Genomic DNA, 19,079 nt, shown 5'->3' with positions numbered 1-19,079 from the left:
CTTCCCGGAACCGGGCGAGCGCGGCTTCGTCGCTGTGTCCCGAAACGAAGCCGCGCCCGGCCCACTACCCCTCGGACATCCCCTCCCCATACGACGCTGCCATCAGCCCGAGGGTTCCCTCCGCTTACGGAACAGTCGCGGGCGCGGTCAGCGGATCGTGGTGGTGGTTGTGATCCGCTTGACGAGCTTGACACCCGTCGCGTCGAGCACCGAGGTGACGAACGGTTCCGGATCGATGCACGCCTCGGGTGAGACCACACCGGTGCGGGTGATCCGGCCCTCGAGCATCTCGCGCACCGCGGTGGCGGCGGCATGTGGCGTCGGGTCCGAACCGACATTGCCGGAGTACACCACCTGCGCCTCGAACAGGGCTCGGGCCGGCTCGCCGCCGATCTCACCGTCCGCGATGATCTGCATGGCCGTACCGGGCTGACCGCCGTACTCGACGGCGAGGTCACGCTCGCCCTCCGCGGTGGCCATGTAACGGGCGAGGAACTCACGAGGCGACATCGGCAGCCCGTCGAGTCGGTCCGGGTTGGTGATGCCGAGGTCCTGGAACAGCTTCCACAGGTTGTTGCCGGCCTCTTCGAACCACGTGTAGCGCACGGTCGCGTTGCGCAGCCCCGGCACGTAGGTGCCCAGGGTGATGCCCTCGGGGTGCCCCATGTAGCCGGCGTAGGCGGTGACATCGAACGGGGCCCCGAACGTGAACGGCTTCGGATCACCCCATGCCGGAACAGCTTTCACGGCGCCATCGATGAACTGCCGGACATCTCCCGACATCGAGTGCAGCATGTGCTCGTTGATCGTGGCACCCATGTTGACCATGTACGGGATCGCCATCGCGACGTCGACGCTGTGCGCCGAATCCAACGACTCGACGGCCCAGCGGCCGATCAGGCTGGTGATGCCTGGTGCGAAGCCCATACCGAACATGACGGTCACGCCGGCAGCCCGGGCCGCCTCGTCCAGGTCGGTCGCCTGCACGAGCTGCTCGGCGACGTCGTACTCGTCGCACACGTCGACGTAGTTGACGCCACACTCGATCGCGGCGCGGATGATCGGCATGCCGAACTTGTAGAACGGCCCGACCGCATTGAACACGACGTCGGCTCCGGTGATCACCGACTTGATGCCGACCGGATCCGTCGCGTCGAACCGCACGGCCTTTCCACCGAGTTCGTTCGCGACGGCACTGGCCTTGTCGAGGTCGATGTCGGCGATGACCAACTCGTCGTAGCTTCCGGTGGGTGCGAGGATCCGCGCCACGGAGCTTGCGATGGAACCGGCGCTGAGGATGACAAGTTTCATGGAAGTGTTGCACCTCTGTCTACGTGGGGCGAAAGGGTGCTTGTCCCGGAATCGGCTGCGGGACTTGCGATATTCGCTCATCGTCGAGCTCGTCACCGAGCCCGGCCACGGCGTGCGGCAGCCAGTTATGGCATCGATCACATCGTCGTGCGTACACTGTACACACGGCCGCGTCGCGGTGTCACTACCCGAACGACAAGAATCTTCGAACATGAAGGAAGCCACGAGAGTCCCGTTGACCCGCGAGCGGATTGCGCTGGCCGGGATCACCATTGCCGATGCCGAGGGGATCGACGCGGTTTCCATGCGTCGGGTGGCAGCGGCACTGGGCGTGTCCACGATGTCGTCGTACCGGCACGTCGAGGACCGCGACGACCTCATGGTTGCGATGGTCGACATCATCACCGGACGGAGTCCGCTACCCCGCGATCCCGCCGTGACCTGGCCCGACCTGCTCCGAGAGATGGCGATCGCCGACTGGCAGGCATTCGCCCGACACCCTTGGCTGATCAGTGTCTGGTCGACTCCGCGGCGCCGGGTGGACACCGCGTCCCTGCACCAACTGGAACTGGTCCTCGACCGCCTCGAGCAGGCCGGGATCGACCGATCCTCGGGCTACACAGTGATTTACGGCGTCGCCGGCCTGACCCTGGGCATGGCGGCGCTGACCATCGACGATCCCGGTGAAGAACTCAAGTCGGGGACCGACCTGGAGGCGTGGCGACGCCAGGTCGGTGCGAACCTGAACCTGCAGGTCGCGGCAGAGCACCGGCGCGCCGCACGTTTCGTCACCGAACTGAACGACCACACCGGGTACGACCTGTTCGCGGCGGCGCTGGAAGCCTTCATCGCCGGAGTCGCGGCACGCTTCGGGTCCGCGCCCAACCACTGAACACCCGAAGTCCTCTCCGTAATCGGTTGTAATGAGACATATTTCGTCGTCCTGAGCGGAAATTGGGCCGACCGTATGCTGGGGCGCACGGAAGAATCTCCCGCTGGGCGGGATACAGGCCTTCCATCCGGATCGGCTGGCATAGCATTCGCATTCCCGGCGTGACGCCGGCACAGGGGCTTGGTCGACGCAGACCAATACTGTTTTGCCCCACGCTATTCCAGCACCCCTTAATCGTCTGACGTGTTCCTGAGGCGTTTCCCGTGGTTTCGCACCCGTCCCGGAAGGACCCCACATGAACTCCCCCGACTCCACCCTCGACACCCGCACCACAGGACCCGACGAGCCGGCCGATACCGGCTGGACCCCCAGAGTGCTGCTGTCCCTGCTCTCGATGGGCCTCCTGCTCGAACTCCTCTCGATCAGCTACATGCTGATCTCGATCGCGTTGCCCGACATCTCGGCGCACTACCAGACCACGCAGGGCGCGTGGCTGCTCACGGCGTTCCTGTTGCTCGGCGCCGTCGCCTCACCCCTGATCGGCAAGCTCGCCGACACCTACGGCAAGCGCAAGCTGCTGATGGTGTGTATCGCGCTGGCTGCCGTCGGCGCGTTCATCTCGGCGATTGCCCCGACTTTCGGCGTCCTGGTGGTCGGCCGTGCCCTCACCGGCATGCTCAACCCGTGCCTGTTCCTCGTCTACACCCTCATCCGTGACGTGTTCCCCAAGCGCACCGTCGCGATGTCGGTCAGTGTCGTCATCAGCGGCATGGGCCTGGTCGCGATCCCGGCTCCGTTTCTTGCCGGCTGGCTCATCGACAACTTCGGGTTCCGCAGCATGTTCTGGTTCACGCTGATCTGCCTCGCAGTGCTCGCCCCGATGATCCTGCTCACGACCAGCGAGTCGAACATGCGGCTGCGCTCGCGCCTCGACGTGTTCGGCGCGATCCTGCTCGGCACCGGAATCGGCGGCGTGCTCGTCGGCGTCAGCTTCGGACCGGATTGGGGCTGGACCGCACCCAACACCCTCGCCTACCTCATCGGTGGCGCGGTGCTGCTGGCGGCGTGGATCGTCTCGGCTCGCCGAATCGAGCAGCCGCTGATCGATCTGCGCCTGCTGACCAACCGCCCGGTGGCGCTGACCACGCTCACCAGCGGTCTGGTTTACGGCGTCAGCGCCGTGTTCACCATCATCCTGCCGTTCATGGCCATGACTCCGGCCGAACTCGGCCTGGGCTACGGCTTCGGCGTCGATGCGGAGGGGTTTGCGCTCTTCCAGGCGCCGTTCGGTGCCGCCACCGTCCTCGGCGGTGTCGTCGTCGGCTGGGTCGTCGGTCGCGTCGGACCACGCGTCACGATGATCACCGGCCTCGCCCTCATGACCGTCGGCACAGCCGCAACGGCGCTGTCGCACGACTCCAAGGCATCGATCGTCGTCTTCGGATTGATCGCCGGCCTCGGCACCGGTCTCGGCTACGCGAGCACACCGAACCTGCTGCTGGCCACCGTTCCGCAACCGCTGCAGGCGACCGCGGGCGCACTCGCGTCGGTCTCGCAGAACATCCTGCCCGCGGTGCTGCCGGTGATCGCGTTCTCGGTGCTCAACTCGCACATCGCGATGGTGCTGGACGGACAGGCGTTCTACTCGGACACCGGCATCACGATCGGCTTCTTCATCGCTGCCGCAACAGCCGCGGTCGCCATCGTCACCGCCCTGGCGCTGCCTCGCAAGGCCGAGCAGCAGGCGGACCTGCAGGCAGTCGCGGCGGATGCCGGCGCCGGTGCTCCCGCCGCTACAGTGCCAGCGTCGCCGTAGCGAAGGCCAGCACCTGCGGCCAGGAGATCTCCCATGCCGCCTTGTTCACCGGATCGTCGTGGCGCGCACGGGCACTGAAGCCGTGCGCGGCACCCGGGTACGCGTGCACGATGGTCGCGCCGGTCTCCCGCGACTGCAGTGCCGCCTGCAAGGCCACGAACGTTCCGGTCGACAGGATCGTGTCGGCGCCGGCGTGCAGCACCATCACCGGTGCGGCGATCGCCGGGGCCAGCGCGACCGCGTCGAGCGTGTGGTTCGCCGCCGCCGGATCCCAGATCGACGGATGGTACGCAACGACATTCGCGAGTTCGCGGTCGCGCGCGCCGAGCAGCAGCGCGAACCGCCCGCCCAGACACCAGCCGATGACGCCGACCCGGCGGGCGCCCAGTTCACCGCGCGCGTAGGCGAGCAGGGCGCGCATCTCCGACAGGCACGCCTCGTCGTCGAGCTGACCCATCAGCTCGAACAGGCGCTCCTTCGAGGTGTCGTCGAGGCTCGGGCCGTGCCACGGATCCCACACCAGCGCAGTGATTCCGGACGCGGCGACGTCGGCGGCGTAGTCCCGCACCTGCTGGTCGATGCCGTTGATCATCGGCAGCAACAGCATGACGGTGTCGCTGCCGCCCTCCGGCCGCGCGAGGTGCGCGGTCAGGTCACCGACGTGTACGGTCCGAGCCTCGATTGTGAAACCCATTGCTACAGAATCGAACCGGGGGTGTAGCGAGCGGCGTCGGGGTTGGCGTCGACGAGCTTCTGCACCTCGGCGACCACCGAGTCGACCTGAGCGCCCGCGGCTCCGACGAACGCGGTGCGGTCGGCGAGGGCCTCGTCGAGCGCGGCACGGTCGAGCGGCAGACGCTCGTCGGCGGCGAGGCGGTCGAGCAGGTCGGGCTCCTTGCCCTCCTCGCGCATCGCGAGCGCGACGGCGACGGCGTGCTCCTTGATGGCCTCGTGCGCGGTCTCGCGGCCGACGCCGGCACGGACGGCGGCCATGAGGACCTTGGTGGTGGCGAGGAACGGCAGGTAGCGGTTCAGCTCGTTCTCGATCACGGCCGGGTAGGCGCCGAACTCGGCGAGCACCGTCAGGAACGTCTCCATCTGACCGTCGATCGCGAAGAACGCGTCGGGCAGCGCGACGCGGCGGACGACCGAGCAGAACACGTCGCCCTCGTTCCACTGCGCACCGGCCAGCTCGGCGGCCATCGACGCGTAGCCCCGCAGCACCACCTGCAGGCCGTTGACGCGCTCGCACGAGCGGGTGTTCATCTTGTGCGGCATCGCCGACGAGCCCACCTGGCCGGGCTGGAAGCCCTCGGTGACCAGCTCGTGGCCGGCCATCAGACGGATGGTGTGCGCCATCGACGACGACGCGGCGCCGACCTGGACCAGCGCGGACAGAACGTCGTGGTCGAGCGAGCGCGGGTACACCTGGCCGACGCTGGTGAACACGTGTGCGAAGCCGAGGTGCTCGGCAACCTTCGCCTCGAGCTGCTCGAGCTTGACGGCGTCGCCGTCGAGCAGGTCCAGCATGTCCTGCGAGGTGCCCATCGGGCCCTTGATGCCGCGCAGCGGGTAGCGGTCGATGAGCTCACGCACGCGGGTGAGCGCGACCAGCAGCTCGTCGGCGGCCGACGCGAAGCGCTTGCCGAGCGTCGTGGCCTGCGCGGCGACGTTGTGGGACCGTCCGGCCATCACGATGCCGGTGTATTCGGCGGCCCGCTCGCCCAGGCGGGCGGCGATCGCAACGCCGTGGTTGTAGACGTGCTCGAGCGAGCGGAGCACCTGCAGCTGCTCGACGTTCTCAGTGAGGTCGCGGCTGGTCATGCCCTTGTGGACGTGCTCGTGACCGGCGAGGGCGTTGAACTCCTCGATGCGGGCCTTCACGTCATGGCGGGTGACCCGCTCCCGCTCGGCGATCGAGTCCAGGTCGACCTGCTCGAGGACCCGCTCGTAGTCGGAAAGAACCTCGGACGGGACCGCAGTGTTCCCAGCGCCGAGCTCTATCTGGGCGCGCAGCACCGCCAACCACAGCTGACGCTCGAGCACGATCTTGTACTCCGGCGACCACAGCGCCTTCAGCTCGGGGCTGGCGTAACGGTTGGCAAGGACATTCGGGATGCGGCTCACGAGGCCCCAGTTTACGGCCGGACCCGAACACCCTCGTCAGCGCATCGTCGGCGGCGCCAGGTCGTCGATCAGGTCGAGCAGCATCGCCCGCGCCATGGCCCTCGGATCGGGGTCGACCTCGCTGAGCGCCCCCACGACCACCCCGTCGACGACGGCGACCAGTCGGCGCAGCTGCTGCTCGCGCACCGCGCGGCCGGACCGACGCAGCACCTCGACGAGCAGGTCGTCGAGCTGGGCACGCAACCGCAGCTGGACGTCGCGCAGCTCGGGATGCCGGGCGGAAGCGACGAACCGCTCGTACCGGGCGATGAGCCGCTCGCGGCCGCCGTCGCCCTCCTCGTCCGGTCCCACCAGCAGGTCCACGATCAGGTCGACGGTCGCCTCGACCCCGCGGCGCCGCTGGCTGACGTCGTCGATGCGGTCGCGCATCGCGTCCAGCTCCCGGTTGCCGTTGTGCTCGACGGCCAGCGCCACCAGCTCGTCGAGCGACCCGAAGTAGTACGTGGTGGAAGCAAGCGGAAGACCCGCGCGGGACGCCACTGCCCGGTGCCGGACGGCGTCGAACCCGCCCTCGAGCAGTAGATCCGCCGCGGCGGTGACCAGAGCCTGCCGTCGCCTCTCGCCCTTGGGGGTCGCGGCGGAAGTCATTCCCCCATCGTGCCAGCCGAAAGCCCGGTGCCAGGGCGGATTCGCCGAAGAACGCGCATACCCGGCTACCGCGGCGTGGGCAGCCAGCGCTCGAGCCGGACCAGCGCGTCCTGGATCTCCGCCGTCGAACCCGCGAACGACAGCCGCACCGTGTGGTCGCCGTGGGCGGTGTCGAAGTCGATGCCCGGCGCCAGCGCGAGCCCGGTGTCGGCGAGCAGCTTCGCGCACCATGCCGTCGAGTCGTCGGTCAGGTGCGCGATGTCGGCGTAGACGTAGAACGCGCCGTCTGCGGGCGCCAGCTCGGTCAGGCCCAGCTGCGGCAGGCCGGTCAGCAGCAGCTCACGGTTCACGGCGTAGCGCTGGACGTGGCCGTCGAGCTCGGCGCGGGACTCGTCGCAGAACGCCGCGACGGCCGCGTACTGCGAGATCGCCGGCGGGCACACCGTCATGTTCGACGCGAGCCGCTGCAGCGCGCGGCGCAGATACTCGGGCACCAGCATCCAGCCCATGCGCCAACCGGTCATCGAGAAGTACTTCGACACCGATCCGACCACGACGGCCGACCGCGACGTCTCCCACGCGCACGCCGTCACCTGGCCGCCGCCGAACTCGATGCCGTGGTAGATCTCGTCCGAGATCAGCAGCGTGTCGTGCGCCTCGCACCAGCGGGCCAGCGCGGCGAGCTCGGCGGGGTCGATGACGGTGCCGGTGGGATTGGCGGGGCTCGCGACGATGAGCCCGGCCGGCGGCGTGTCCATGGCTTCGAGCATCGCGACGGTCGGCTGGAAGCGGGTCTCGGGGCCGCAGTCGATCTCGACGACGTTGCAGCCCAGCGCGGTTAGCGTGTTCCGGTAGGCGGGGTAGCCCGGACGGGCGACGACGACGGTGTCACCGGCGTCGAACGCAGCCAGGAACAGCAACGTGAACGCACCCGACGATCCCGTCGTGACGACAACCTCGTCGGCGTGCACCGAGATCCCCGACCGCGTGCTGTGGTAGTCGGCGATGGCCTCGCGCAGCGATTCGATGCCGAACGTCTCGGTGTAGCCGAGCAGGTGGTTGTCCAGCGATTCCCGAGCCGTGCGCAGCACCGGGGCCGGCGCCGGCGTGGACGGCTGACCGGCCGCGAGGGACAGAACGTCGCCGTGGGTGCGCTGCCGCTCGTTGGCCGCCTTCCACACGTCCATGACGTGGAAGGCGGGTATGGAGGATCGCTGGGAATCGGTACGCACGACTTCGACGTTAGCGCGCAGAACACCACCATCCGAATCCGGTGCCGCGCCGGAAACAGCGACGCCGCGCCCCGATCGGGGACGCGGCGTCGCGAAGAGTGGAGCGGCAGGTCAGATCGAGATCCGGCCCTCGACGGCGGCCAGGCCGATGTCGCTGCGGAAGTGTCCACCCGGCAGCTTGATCTCGGCCAGACGCGCATACGCGTCCTCGCGGGCCTCGGTGAGGTCGGCGCCGACGCCGACGACGCTCAGGACGCGGCCGCCGGCGGAGACGATCGCGCCGTCCTCGCGGGCCTTGGTGCCGGCGTGCAGGACGCCCTCGGCCTCGGAACCGGTGATGACGTCACCGGAGCGCGGGGTGGCCGGATAGTTCTCGGCCGCCAGGACGACGGTGACCGCCGAGCCGTCGCGCCACTGCAGCGGCGGGATCGACGCGAGGGTGCCGGTGGCGGCGGCGTTCAGAACCTCGCCGAGCGGGCTCTCGAGTAGCGCCAGAACGGCCTGCGTCTCCGGATCGCCGAAGCGACAGTTGAACTCGACGACAGCCGGACCGTTCTTGCCCATTGCCAGGCCCGCGTACAGCAGACCGGTGAAGGGGCAACCACGCTTGGCCATCTCGACGGCGACGGGCTTGACGACCTCGTCGACGATCTGGGTGACGGCGTCCGCCGGCAGCCACGGCAGCGGCGTGTACGCGCCCATGCCACCGGTGTTGGGGCCGGTGTCGCCGTCGCCGACGCGCTTGTGGTCCTGCGCGGGCAGCAGCGGGACGACGGTCTCGCCGTCGACCAGGCAGAACAGCGACACCTCGGGGCCGTCGAGGAACGACTCGAGCAGCACGGGGTGCCCGATCTCGAGGCACTCGGCGGCGTGGTCGCGCGCGGCGCTGCGATCGGTGGTGACGACGACGCCCTTACCGGCGGCGAGTCCGTCGTCCTTGACGACCCAGTTGGGGCCGAAGCGGTCGAGGGCTGCGTCGAGGTCCGCCGGGTTGTCGACAACCTCACTGTGCGCGGTGCTGACACCGGCGGCCGCCATGACGTCCTTTGCGAACGCCTTGGAGCCCTCGATGCGGGCCGCCTCGGCGGACGGACCGAAGCACGCGATGCCCGCTGCGCGGACGGCGTCGGCGACACCGAGCACCAGCGGCACCTCGGGGCCGATGACGACCAGGTCGGCGGCCTCCGACTGCGCGAGCGCGACCACCGCGTCACCCGACGCGACGTCGACCGCGTGGGTCTCGGCGATGCGGGCGATACCGGCGTTGCCGGGGGCACACATCAGCTTGTCGACGCCCGGGTCACGGGCGAGGGCCAACAGAAGGGCATGTTCACGGGCTCCGGAGCCGATCACGAGTACGCGCACAGGTGTCAGCCTACGGCCCGGTGTCAGCGTCCTCGACCACCGCCTCCGACACCGTCGCCCCACCGTTCACCGATGTCCCCGGGCCTTCTTCCCTGGCGTCGGCTGTCGTGAGCGAACAGCGTCACGAGGGAGATCCCCGCCCACGTCTCCGCCGTAGACCGGTGTCGGGGCCGACGCATCGGCCCCGACACGGTCAGTGCTGGGCGGTGAGGTCGTAGATCGTGATCCCGTCGACGGTGGTGGAGGTGAAGTTCGCCTGCACCCACTCGGAGATCTGCGACGCGGTGCCCTCGCCTCCGCGACCACCGCCCATGCCGCCGGCGATGAAGTAGTGGATCTGCCCGCCTGCGACGTACTGCTGGAACTGCTCGAGCGTCGGCGACGGGTCGCTGCCGTTGAATCCGCCGATCGGCATCACCGGACGTTCGGTCGCGAGCTGATAGCCGGACGCGGTGTTCGAGCCGATCGCGGCGGCCGCCCACGTGAAGTCGTCGGCACGGGTGCGCAGCAGAGCCGTCAGTTCGTCACCGGGAGTGCTGGCGGACAGCAACCCGCCGCCGGCGCCACCACCGGGGCCGTCTGCCGCGCCGCCGAACCTGCCCGGCTGGTTGCCGGGGTTGCCGGAGCCCTGCGCACCCGGGGCCTGTGCCGCACCCGTTCGGCCGCCGCGGCCGTCCTGCGCCGGCATGCCGCCGGACGCGGTGCCACCGTCGCCCGGCATCGCACCGCCCGGCTGTGGCATCCCGTCGCCGGGTGCCCACTGGCCGTGCATGCCGCCCGGCCCGCCGCGCCCCATCTCGCCTTCCACTCGCGGGCCCGCCGACGGCATCGAACCGGTGTGCCCCGTCGCGATGGTGTCGGCGGCGTACGCCGTGGGACCGGCGAGCGCGGTGAACAGCACCGCCACGATCAGCGGCACGGCGCCGCGCCGCCCCAGCGAGGTCGATGCGAACATCGCGACCGCCGCGAGTGCGCCCACCACGACGACCGCCCAGCGGAGCCACGGCACGAAATCGGGGCTGCGGCCCAACAACATCCAGGCCGTCAGTGCCGTCGCGGCGATCGTCACGGCCGCAACGATCCGGACGCCCAGCAGTTCGCGGTGGCGCCACAGGGTCACCGCGCCGGCGCCGACGAGCGCAGCAACTGCGGGCGCCAACGCCACCGTGTAGTAGGCGTGGAAGATTCCCGCCATGAAGCTGAACACCAGGCCGGTCACGAGCAGCCACAGCCCCCACACCACGAACGACGCGCGGCGCAGATCGGTCCGGGCGGCACGCCCGCACAGCACGATCCCGGCGACCGCCAGGATCAGGGCGGCCGGCAGCAACCACGCGATCTGACCGCCCTGGGCCGGTTCGAACAGCCGGGTGATGCCGGTGCTGCCCCACATGCCCCCGCCGGGGCCGCCGGCGCCGGGGAAGCCGTCGGGAGCGCCACCGGCGGCGCCACCGGGCATGGCGTCGGCGCCCGGGAATCCACCCCGCGCCCCTCCCCCGCCCGGGACGACGCTGCCGCGCTCGTTGCCGCTGAGTCGGCCGAACCCGTTGTAGCCCAATGTCAGTTCGAGGATCGAGTTGTTCTGCGATCCGCCGATCCACGGCCGCGATTCGGCGGGCCACAGCTCGACCGTGAGCAGCCACCAGCCGGCGGAGACGATGAGCGCAGCGAGCGCGGCGAACAGCTGGACGATCCGCTTGCCGAGCTTCGGCGGCCCGACGAGCAGGTACGTCAGCGCCACCGGCGGAACCACCAGCATCACCTGCAACTGTTTGGTGAGGAAGCCGAAGCCCACGAAGACGCCGGTCAGCACCATCCACCGGGTGCGGCCGTCCTCGACGCCGCGCAGCGTCGCCCACACCGCGGCGATCATCAGCAGCACCAACAGCGCGTCCGGATTGTTGAATCGGAACATCAGCGCCGCGACGGGGGTCAACGCCAGGACCAGACCCGCGAGCAGACCGGCCGCTGGGCCGAAGTACCGCCGCACCGTCGCCCACAGCAACGCGACGGCCGCCACGCCGATCAGCACCTGCGGGATCAGGATGCTCCACGAGTTCAGCCCGAACACCCGCACCGACAACGCCATCACCCACAGCGACGCCGGCGGCTTGTCGACGGTGATCGAGTTGGCCGCGTCGGACGAGCCGAAGAAGAACGCCTTCCACGACACCGAACCTGCCTGCACCGCAGCCGAATAGAAGGCGTTGGCCCAGCCGGACGCGCCGAGGTTCCACAGGTACGCGACGGCGGTCCCGACGAGCAGCGCCGCGAGCGCCCAGTACTCGCGCTTCCGGGATGGGGTGGCAGCCGGTGGGGGCGCCTCCACGTGGCGATCGATGGTGAGGCTCACCGGGCAGCTCCTTCCGTGGCACCGCGCCGGAACACCCAGCGCAGACCGATGAAACGGGTCAGTGTGGCAACAAGATTCGCTATCACCAGGACGGCGAGTTCGAGATGCGGGGAGACGCCCGGCGCGAAGCGGTGCAGCGCCGCGAGCGACCCGCTCGTGAGGGCGAGCCCGATCCCGAAGACCAACAGCCCCTGCAGTTGGTGCCGGGCCGCGTCCCGGCGCCCGCGGACCCCGAACGTGAACGCGCGGTTGGCCGCGGTGTTGGCGACCGCGGTGACCAGCAGCGCGACGGCGTTGGCCCACTGCGCACCCAGGGGACCCTGCAGGGCGAGGTACAGCAGCGCGTACGCGACGGTGCTGGCGACGCCGACGACGGCGAACCGCACCAACTGCCCCAGCATCGCGGGCGTCGCCCCGGGGACCAGCGCGCCCCGGCCGAGACTCTCCCGCAGCGCCGCGAGCGGCAGCGCACCGGTCGCGAGCGCCCGTCCCACTCGCGCCACCCCCTGGAGGTCGGCGAGGGCGGTCGCGACGATGTCGACCCGGCTGTCCGGATCGTCGACCCAGTCGACGGGTACCTCGTGGATGCGCATTCCGGCGCGTTCGGCGAGCACCAGCAGTTCGGTGTCGAAGAACCACCCGCCGTCCTCGACCAGCGGCAGCAGCGCCCGAGCCACGTCGGCGCGCACGGCCTTGAAACCGCACTGGGCGTCGGAGAAGTGCGCGTGCAGCGCGCCCCGCAGGATCAGGTTGTAACTGCGCGAGATGAATTCACGTTTCGGTCCCCGCACCACACGGGACGAGCGAGCCAGCCGCGACCCGATCGCGATGTCCGAATGCCCCGACAGCAGCGGAGCGACGAGCGGCATCAGCGCCTCGAGTCCCGTGGACAGGTCGACGTCCATGTAGACGAGCACCCGCGCGTCCGAGCGACTCCAGGCGGTGCGCAGGGCCCGGCCCCGCCCCTTCTGGTCGAGGTGAAGCACGCGGACGTCGTCGAACTCGTCGGCGAGCGCCCGCGCGACGTCGAGCGTGCGATCGGTACTGGCGTTGTCCGCGATCGTGATCTGCGCGGTGTAGGGCACCTCTTCGGACAGATAGGTCCGCAGGCGTCGCACGCATCCCTCGAGTGCAGCCTGCTCGTTGTACACGGGCACGACGATGTCGAGGGCCGGGGTAGCGGTCACCGTCTCGTGCCGCAGAGCGTCAACCGAGGGCTGGGGTCCGGTCGTCATGTACCCCAGCGTGTGGCGCGCGGCTTCGAACCGGCTGCAGCCCGGCTGTGAGGTTCCTGTCAGAGTGACCACCCGTCACCGGAAATGTCCGGTTACGGGGGAAAGTGTTGGATCCGAACGGTTTCGCGGTCAGAACGGCGCGACGACACCGGCGATCGGGATCCGACCGCCGACCGCGACCCGGAAGTCGATCATCGCGCGCTGGAGGTGGTCGGGGCTGGTGACCACGACCGCGCCGGCCGCACCGCGCTGCGCGAGGATCGCGTCGGTGTTGTGGGCGTTCTCGACCGTCGACCGCGACGTGTTCTCCTCCGTGATACGAATCGGTGGGATCCCGTTCGCGACGAGCCACTCCCGCATCGCCTGCGCCTCCGTCACCCCGGACTGCGGGACGCCGCCGCTGACGATGATCGGGGAGACCGGAAAGCGCTGTGCCAGTTGGAGAGCCGCTTGCAGCCGCGAGACGAGAAGCGGCCGCATGGTCCCGTCCGGGTACAGGCCGGCACCGAGCACGACGATGTTGGTGGTGAAGGGGTTGAGGGCCAACATCACCGGAACCTGGGTGGTCAGGGTCTCGGCCCGCGTGCAGGTCGTGATCTGGTCCCGGTTCGGGCTCTGGCATCCGCCGACCACGGAGAGCACGCCGTTGACCAGGGTCGTCGGCGACAGCGCGTCGACGAGGTCGGCCGAGGATTCGGCGGCGGCCTGGCCCGGTATCGCCAGTCCCACGGCCGCGGCGGCCAGGACGGACGAGAAAAGGATCCGGCGGGGTAACGAGAACGCGGACATACAACTCCCCCTCGAGTACACGAGCAACGGTCCCCCGACCGAATGTGGCAATCGTCAGATCAGTGTGGACCACCGCCCGTGATCTCGCGCCGCGTTCCGGGAATTCCACGGTCACGATGCTTCCGCGCCGCGCCACCTCGGGTGGAGTACCAGCCGCAGCCGGCGCCACCTATCCTCGCGGTATGCCTTCAGTGTTCAGCGCCATCATCGCCGGAGACCTGCCCGGACGTTTCGTGTGGGAGGACGAGGACGTCGTCGCGTTCCTCACCATCGCCCCGGTGACCCAGGGTCACACGCTCGTCGTCCCCCGCAAGGAGGTCGACCAGTGGCAGGACGTCGACAGTGCACTGTTCGACAAGTGCATCGCGGTCTCCCGCAAGATCGCCCAGGCCGTCCGGCAGGCGTTCGACGCGCCGCGCGCCGGGTTCCTGATCGCCGGTCTCGAGGTGCCCCACCTGCACATGCACGTGTTTCCCGCCTACACGATGGGCAACTTCGACATCAGCGGCGCCGACCCGAACCCGTCGGCGGAGTCCATGGACGAGGCCGCGGCGAAGATCAAGGCGGCGCTCCGCGAACTGGGCCACGACGAGTTCGTCCCCGCCTGACCCGACTCATCCGCGCGGCAGCAGCACCCGGAAGGTTGCTCCCTTCCCGGGTGCGCTGTCGACGGTGACGGCGCCGCCGTGCGCCTTGACGATGGCCGCGACGATCGACAGACCCAGTCCACTCCCGCCGCTCGCCCTCGTCCGGGATTCGTCGGCACGGTAGAACCGTTCGAAGACACGCGTCGTGTCCTCCTCACTCAGCCCCGGCCCGGCGTCGGCCACCTCGAGGATCGCGTCGTCGCCCGACGTGCCCACGCGCACCGTCACCTTCGCAGCATCGGGGGTGTGCTGGAGGGCATTGTTGACCAGATTGCCCGCCACCTGCCGCAGCCGCGCGACATCGCCCATCACCTCGGCCGGACCTGAGTCGGGCAGAAACTCCAGACTGATCCGCCGGTGTGGGGCGATCGCCCGTGCGTCGTGGACGGCATCGGCAGCGACACCGAGCAGGTCGACGGGGTGCCGTTCGAACGGCCGCTGCGCGTCCATCCGCGCGAGCATCAGCAGGTCCTCGACCAGCAACCCCATGCGCGTGGCCTGGTCCTCGATGCGACTCATCACCATTCCGGTGTCCGTCGCGGCCCCCTGCCGGTACAGCTCGGCGAACCCTCGAATCGCCGCAAGCGGGGTGCGGAGCTCGTGACTGGCATCGGCGACGAAGCGGCGCATCCGTTCCTCCGACCGCCGGGCCGATTCCTCCGACGCGGCTGTGGACGAGAAGGCCGACTGGATCTGCGCGAGCATCCCGTTCAGTGCCGACGACAGCCTGCCGACCTCCGTCCGCTGGTCCCACTCGGGCACGCGTCGGTGCAGATCACCGGCGGCGATGCGCGCGGCGGTCTCCTCGACCTCGCGCAACGGACGCAGGCTGCGCCGCACCACGAAGGTGGCCGCGATTCCGAGAACGACGAGGACCACCGCGCCGATCCCGACCTGCAGTACCACCAGTCGGTCCACCGTCTCGTCGATGTCGGTGAGTTTCATCGCCACGGTCGTCGTGCCGGCTGGGCTGGACACCGTCATCTCGCGCCACCTGATGTCGCCACCGCGGGCCGATCCGACGGTCACCGGACCAGGATCGCTGACGAGTTCCGGTACCGCATTGGTACTTTCGTCGTTGACCTCCATCCGCACCGAGCCGTCGGGTTCGGTGGTCCGGACGAAGAACGGGCTGGGCGGCCGATTGGGGCCGGGCTCGGCCAACGGCGGCCCGACGTGCGGATCCCGCGGCTTCGCCCACCCGTGAGCGGCATCGAACAACTGCCGGTCGGTCCGGTCCAGCAGCGAGTGCTCCATCGCGGAGGTCACCGCGACTCCGGACGCGAGCAGACCTGCCGCAGCGAGCACGAGCAGCGCCGCGACCAGTGTGATCCGCAGCGGCAACGCACGCAGTCGACGCATGGACACCTACCGCGGTTCGCGCATCACGTAGCCCACACCCCGCAGGGTGTGGATCAGACGCGGCTCGGTGGTGTCGATCTTGCGGCGCAGATAGGAGACGTACGACTCGACCACGCCGACCTCACCGCCGAAGTCGTAGTTCCACACGTGGTCGAGGATTCGCGGCTTGCTGAGCACGGTGCCGGCATTGACCATGAAGTACCGCAGCAGCGTGAACTCGGTGGGCGACAACGAGACCAGATCGCCGGCCTTCCACACCTCACGGGTGTCGTCGTCGAGTTCGATGTCCGCGAAGCTGATACGCGGCGACTGCTTGTCCTGGTTGCCGCGGCCGGCTCGACGCAGGATCACCCGCAGCCGCGCGACCACCTCCTCGAGACTGAACGGCTTGGTGACATAGTCGTCGGCGCCGATCGTCAGGCCGGTCACCTTGTCCTCCAGCGCATCCCGAGCCGTGAGGAACAGGACCGGCGCATCGATTCCGTCGGCGCGCAGACGCCGCAACATCCCGAACCCGTCCATGCCCGGCATCATGACGTCGAGGATGAGCGCGTCGGGCCGGAAGGTTCGCGCGCGGTCCAGCCCCTCAGCGCCGTTCGTCGCGGTCTCCACCTCGAATCCTTGGAACCGGAGACTGACCGACAGCAGTTCGACGAGCGTCGGCTCGTCGTCGACGATCAGCACCCGGACCTGCGGCGTTTCGTTCACACCACCAGATTCTCCCACCGAGCTATATCCCTCCTGGGCGTTCGCTGGGAAGTTCCTGTGAATGCCACGACGCCACGGGGGTGCTCCGCCGACCCCGTCCACCGGCAGAGCACCTCCGGGCGCGCTACGTGCGCGACATGGTCAGCTGAGCATGGCGCCGCCACCGAAGAACGCGGCGAGACCGACCGCTGCACCGATTCCGCCCAGGATGCCGGCGGCCGCGCCGACGACCGTGGCGATGTTGCCCATCAACTGCAGATCCGAAGCTGTCAAGCCCATTGTCTTCCTCCTGTTCGTCTGCACATTCGTCGGTGCAGAGTGGTTTGCTCCCGTCGGTCGACGGCGAGCGTGTCTCGCCGCGCGCGGCGCGCACGGACGAGCACACGAATCGGTCAGTCGGCCACGGCCGCAGACGGCACGTCTGCCTGCCGGATCGACCGGGGAATTGCGATCGCGGCCAGCGCGCCGAGCAGCGCCGCACCGGCGACCATCGCGAAGCCGATAGAGATACCGGCGTTCGAGTACAGCGCGCTGCCTTCGGCGACAAACGCGATGTGTGAGTTCAACATCGCGAAGACGAGGACCGGCAGGATTGCGGGAAGCACGTTGCCTGCGGTGGACGAGATGGCGCCCGCTGTGGCCAGGAGCTGCGGTGGGACGGCCTCGATAAGCAGGTTCGGCGTGGCGGCGTAGCCAATTCCCCCGCCCAGGCCCACAACCGCGGCAAGCAGGATGACGACCGCCCTGGAGTCGTGCGTCATCGCGAGGAGCAGGCTCCCGACTGCGACGATGGAGAGGCCGGTGACCATCATCAGCTTCGGCCGGACGCGCGGGCACAAGGCGCCGACGATGAATCCGCCCACCAGGGTCATCGCCCCATCGGGCGCGTGGAACCAGGCGTACTCGCCCGCGTCGGCCCCGAATCCGTATCCGAGACCGAGATCGCCTGGCGTCATGACCATCATCGGCAGCAACATGACGAACGCGGCGATCGCGGCCCAGCACAGACCCGAACTCACCGACGTCAGCGCGACGGGACGCTGCGACAGGATCGAGAGGTCGATGATGGGATCCCGCAGCATACGGGCGGACACGAACCAGGCGAGCATGAACAGCAGCCCGCCGGCCAGACAGGCCACCGTCGACGGTTCGGCCCATCCCCAGTCCGGTCCGAAGCTGATGCCGAGCAACAGCCCGGCGAGCCCGATCCCGAGGAGGGCTGCGCCGACGAGGTCGATCCGCGCCGGTAGCCGGATCGGGGACTCCGCCGTGGTGACGCGGATGATCACGGCCAGCAGCGACAGGCCGAAGACGAAGAACCAGAAGATTCCACGGAACCCGAAATTGTCGACGATCCAACCGGTGAAGAAGGGGGACGGCACGGCGATCAGGCCCATGCCGGTGGTGGAGATGCTCACCGCCATCGTCACCGTTCGGGGCGGGTACACGTCGCGGATCAATGCGTACACCAGGAACAGGCAGGGGCTGAGGAGCCCGGTCAGCGCCCAGCCCAGCACAGGATCGGAAATGTCGGGGCGATGGCCGCGATCAGCGCGCCGACCGCCGAGAGCACGACGCACGCGAGCAGCATCTTCCGCTTGCCGTGCGTGTCGGCCAGCTTTCCGAGGAGGGGCGAGGCGACGGCACCGATCAGCAGGAACGCCGCGAGCATCCAGACGCCATGTGTGGTGTGAAAGTGTGACGAAATCTGCGGCAGTGCAACAGAAATCATCAGATAGCTACAGGCGAGCATCTCCAGCACGAGCACCATGGAGACGAACGAGAGCACCAGTCGTGGTGTCCAGCTTCCGGTTCCGGAAGCTACGGGGTCTCCCGTGGCGACGAGAGTGTCGCCACCGTTGGACGCGAGATCCATATGCGGGGCCTTTCAGGTCGGGAACCTGTACGAGGGATCGATGCGGCATCGCTCGTGCGGGGAGGCATGAGCGAGCGGGGCAGAGCGGTAGTGCTGCCGATCAGAAGTCGATCGGCGCGTGTAGCTCCGATCGCGAAGGCATGAATGGCGCGCTGGATTCGCACTGCCGCACACGGGCGGACAGCGCCGTTCCCTTTCCGCGCACGGGCGCGCGCGGGCGCAGAGGGATGGTGGAGCGTTGTCGGGGCGCGAGAAGCTCGGGGATCAGGAGGCGTCGGTGAGATAAGCGGTTGCCTTCATCTCGACGCGCGGCGTCACCGCCGATCCGGCGCCGAGATGGGCCACTCCCACCGCGGTCCACGCCGGGTAGGGCGCGCGGATGAATCGTTCCTTGACCGTCGTGAAGGCGCCGAGATCGCCCTCGAGATCCGTGTGGAAGGTGACCAGTTCGACGACATGGGCCAGCACGGCCCCGGCAGCCATGACGACGCGCTCGAGGTTCTCGAACGCGAGGGTGAACTGTGTCGCCGGATCGTCCGGAACGGTGCCGTCGGGATGCTGGCCGAGCACACCGGAGCAGATGATGAAGTTCCCTGCCCGAACGGCGGGAGCGATATGCCAATGCCGGTAGACATGGTCCAACTCTGCGGGGACGACGACGCCGTTCGAACACAACATCGGGTGATCCGTTTCTACTCGTGGGACGTTCACGCGGAGG

16 protein-coding genes and 1 pseudogene are annotated in these 19,079 nt (G+C 69.0%); 3 read left to right on the top strand and 14 right to left on the bottom strand.

Going from position 1 to position 19,079, the window contains the following annotated elements; genetic code table 11:
* Positions 1 to 147: 147 nt before the first annotated feature.
* Complete coding sequence (locus tag ACQ5DX_RS01450; RefSeq protein WP_430330923.1) at positions 148 to 1,311, bottom strand: saccharopine dehydrogenase family protein; 1,164 nt, start codon at positions 1,309 to 1,311, stop codon at positions 148 to 150.
* Positions 1,312 to 1,522: 211 nt separating this feature from the next.
* Between ACQ5DX_RS01450 and ACQ5DX_RS01445 the strand changes: the two genes are divergently transcribed.
* Positions 1,523 to 2,203: a TetR/AcrR family transcriptional regulator gene (locus ACQ5DX_RS01445; protein WP_430330922.1), complete on the top strand. Its 681-nt coding sequence runs from the start codon at positions 1,523 to 1,525 to the stop codon at positions 2,201 to 2,203.
* 295 nt (positions 2,204 to 2,498) lie between these two features.
* Positions 2,499 to 4,019, top strand: coding sequence for an MFS transporter (locus ACQ5DX_RS01440; protein WP_430330921.1), 1,521 nt, complete (start codon positions 2,499 to 2,501; stop codon positions 4,017 to 4,019).
* On the opposite strand, the gene ACQ5DX_RS01435 is transcribed toward ACQ5DX_RS01440, so the two are convergent.
* The 8 genes from ACQ5DX_RS01435 to ACQ5DX_RS01400 all read right to left on the bottom strand — a co-directional run bounded on the left by ACQ5DX_RS01435 (position 3,997) and on the right by ACQ5DX_RS01400 (position 13,768).
* Positions 3,997 to 4,713: a dienelactone hydrolase family protein gene (locus ACQ5DX_RS01435; protein ID WP_430330920.1), complete on the bottom strand. Its 717-nt coding sequence runs from the start codon at positions 4,711 to 4,713 to the stop codon at positions 3,997 to 3,999. The genes ACQ5DX_RS01440 and ACQ5DX_RS01435 overlap by 23 nt on opposite strands.
* Before the next feature lie 2 nt (positions 4,714 to 4,715).
* Entirely contained in the window at positions 4,716 to 6,146 is a 1,431-nt protein-coding gene (gene purB / locus ACQ5DX_RS01430) for an adenylosuccinate lyase (RefSeq protein ID WP_430330919.1), read from the bottom strand.
* A 36-nt stretch (positions 6,147 to 6,182) separates the two neighbouring features.
* The gene (locus tag ACQ5DX_RS01425) at positions 6,183 to 6,794 is read right to left on the bottom strand and encodes a TetR/AcrR family transcriptional regulator (RefSeq protein ID WP_430330918.1); all 612 of its coding nucleotides are present in this window, start codon (positions 6,792 to 6,794) and stop codon (positions 6,183 to 6,185) included.
* A gap of 65 nt (positions 6,795 to 6,859) precedes the next feature.
* Positions 6,860 to 8,026 carry a pyridoxal phosphate-dependent aminotransferase gene (locus ACQ5DX_RS01420; RefSeq protein WP_430330917.1) on the bottom strand — a complete coding sequence of 389 codons (1,167 nt, stop codon included), beginning with the start codon at positions 8,024 to 8,026 and terminating at the stop codon, positions 6,860 to 6,862.
* Positions 8,027 to 8,137: 111 nt separating this feature from the next.
* A complete protein-coding gene (gene purD / locus ACQ5DX_RS01415) occupies positions 8,138 to 9,391 on the bottom strand; it encodes a phosphoribosylamine--glycine ligase (protein WP_430330916.1) in 1,254 nt (417 codons plus the stop codon).
* Positions 9,392 to 9,584: 193 nt separating this feature from the next.
* Entirely contained in the window at positions 9,585 to 11,744 is a 2,160-nt protein-coding gene (locus tag ACQ5DX_RS01410) for a glycosyltransferase family 39 protein (protein WP_430330915.1), read from the bottom strand.
* Positions 11,741 to 12,979 carry a glycosyltransferase gene (locus ACQ5DX_RS01405; RefSeq protein ID WP_430330914.1) on the bottom strand — a complete coding sequence of 413 codons (1,239 nt, stop codon included), beginning with the start codon at positions 12,977 to 12,979 and terminating at the stop codon, positions 11,741 to 11,743. The genes ACQ5DX_RS01410 and ACQ5DX_RS01405 overlap by 4 nt, the downstream gene beginning before the upstream one ends.
* Before the next feature lie 129 nt (positions 12,980 to 13,108).
* Positions 13,109 to 13,768, bottom strand: a complete 660-nt coding sequence (locus ACQ5DX_RS01400; protein ID WP_430330913.1) for a YdcF family protein — start codon at positions 13,766 to 13,768, stop codon at positions 13,109 to 13,111.
* A gap of 182 nt (positions 13,769 to 13,950) precedes the next feature.
* Between ACQ5DX_RS01400 and ACQ5DX_RS01395 the strand changes: the two genes are divergently transcribed.
* Complete coding sequence (locus tag ACQ5DX_RS01395) at positions 13,951 to 14,376, top strand: HIT family protein (RefSeq protein WP_430330912.1); 426 nt, start codon at positions 13,951 to 13,953, stop codon at positions 14,374 to 14,376.
* 6 nt (positions 14,377 to 14,382) lie between these two features.
* On the opposite strand, the gene ACQ5DX_RS01390 is transcribed toward ACQ5DX_RS01395, so the two are convergent.
* The 5 genes and pseudogenes from ACQ5DX_RS01390 to ACQ5DX_RS01370 form a co-directional block, all read right to left on the bottom strand.
* Positions 14,383 to 15,777 carry a sensor histidine kinase gene (locus ACQ5DX_RS01390; protein WP_430330911.1) on the bottom strand — a complete coding sequence of 465 codons (1,395 nt, stop codon included), beginning with the start codon at positions 15,775 to 15,777 and terminating at the stop codon, positions 14,383 to 14,385.
* Between the two features lie 6 nt (positions 15,778 to 15,783).
* Entirely contained in the window at positions 15,784 to 16,485 is a 702-nt protein-coding gene (locus tag ACQ5DX_RS01385) for a response regulator transcription factor (RefSeq protein WP_430330910.1), read from the bottom strand.
* A gap of 141 nt (positions 16,486 to 16,626) precedes the next feature.
* On the bottom strand, positions 16,627 to 16,764 hold the full coding sequence (locus ACQ5DX_RS01380; RefSeq protein WP_430330909.1) for a hypothetical protein: 138 nt from the start codon (positions 16,762 to 16,764) through the stop codon (positions 16,627 to 16,629).
* Between the two features lie 113 nt (positions 16,765 to 16,877).
* Positions 16,878 to 18,256 (bottom strand): annotated as a pseudogene (locus ACQ5DX_RS01375) (MFS transporter).
* A 369-nt stretch (positions 18,257 to 18,625) separates the two neighbouring features.
* A complete protein-coding gene (locus tag ACQ5DX_RS01370) occupies positions 18,626 to 19,039 on the bottom strand; it encodes a RidA family protein (RefSeq protein ID WP_430330908.1) in 414 nt (137 codons plus the stop codon).
* Positions 19,040 to 19,079 lie beyond the last annotated feature (40 nt).

Origin of the sequence: Rhodococcus sp. ACT016 (genome assembly GCF_050477185.1) — a bacterium.
Classification (GTDB): domain Bacteria; phylum Actinomycetota; class Actinomycetes; order Mycobacteriales; family Mycobacteriaceae; genus Prescottella.
Note: the sequence above shows the minus strand (reverse complement) of the source record. Positions and strands in the feature narration are given on the sequence as shown.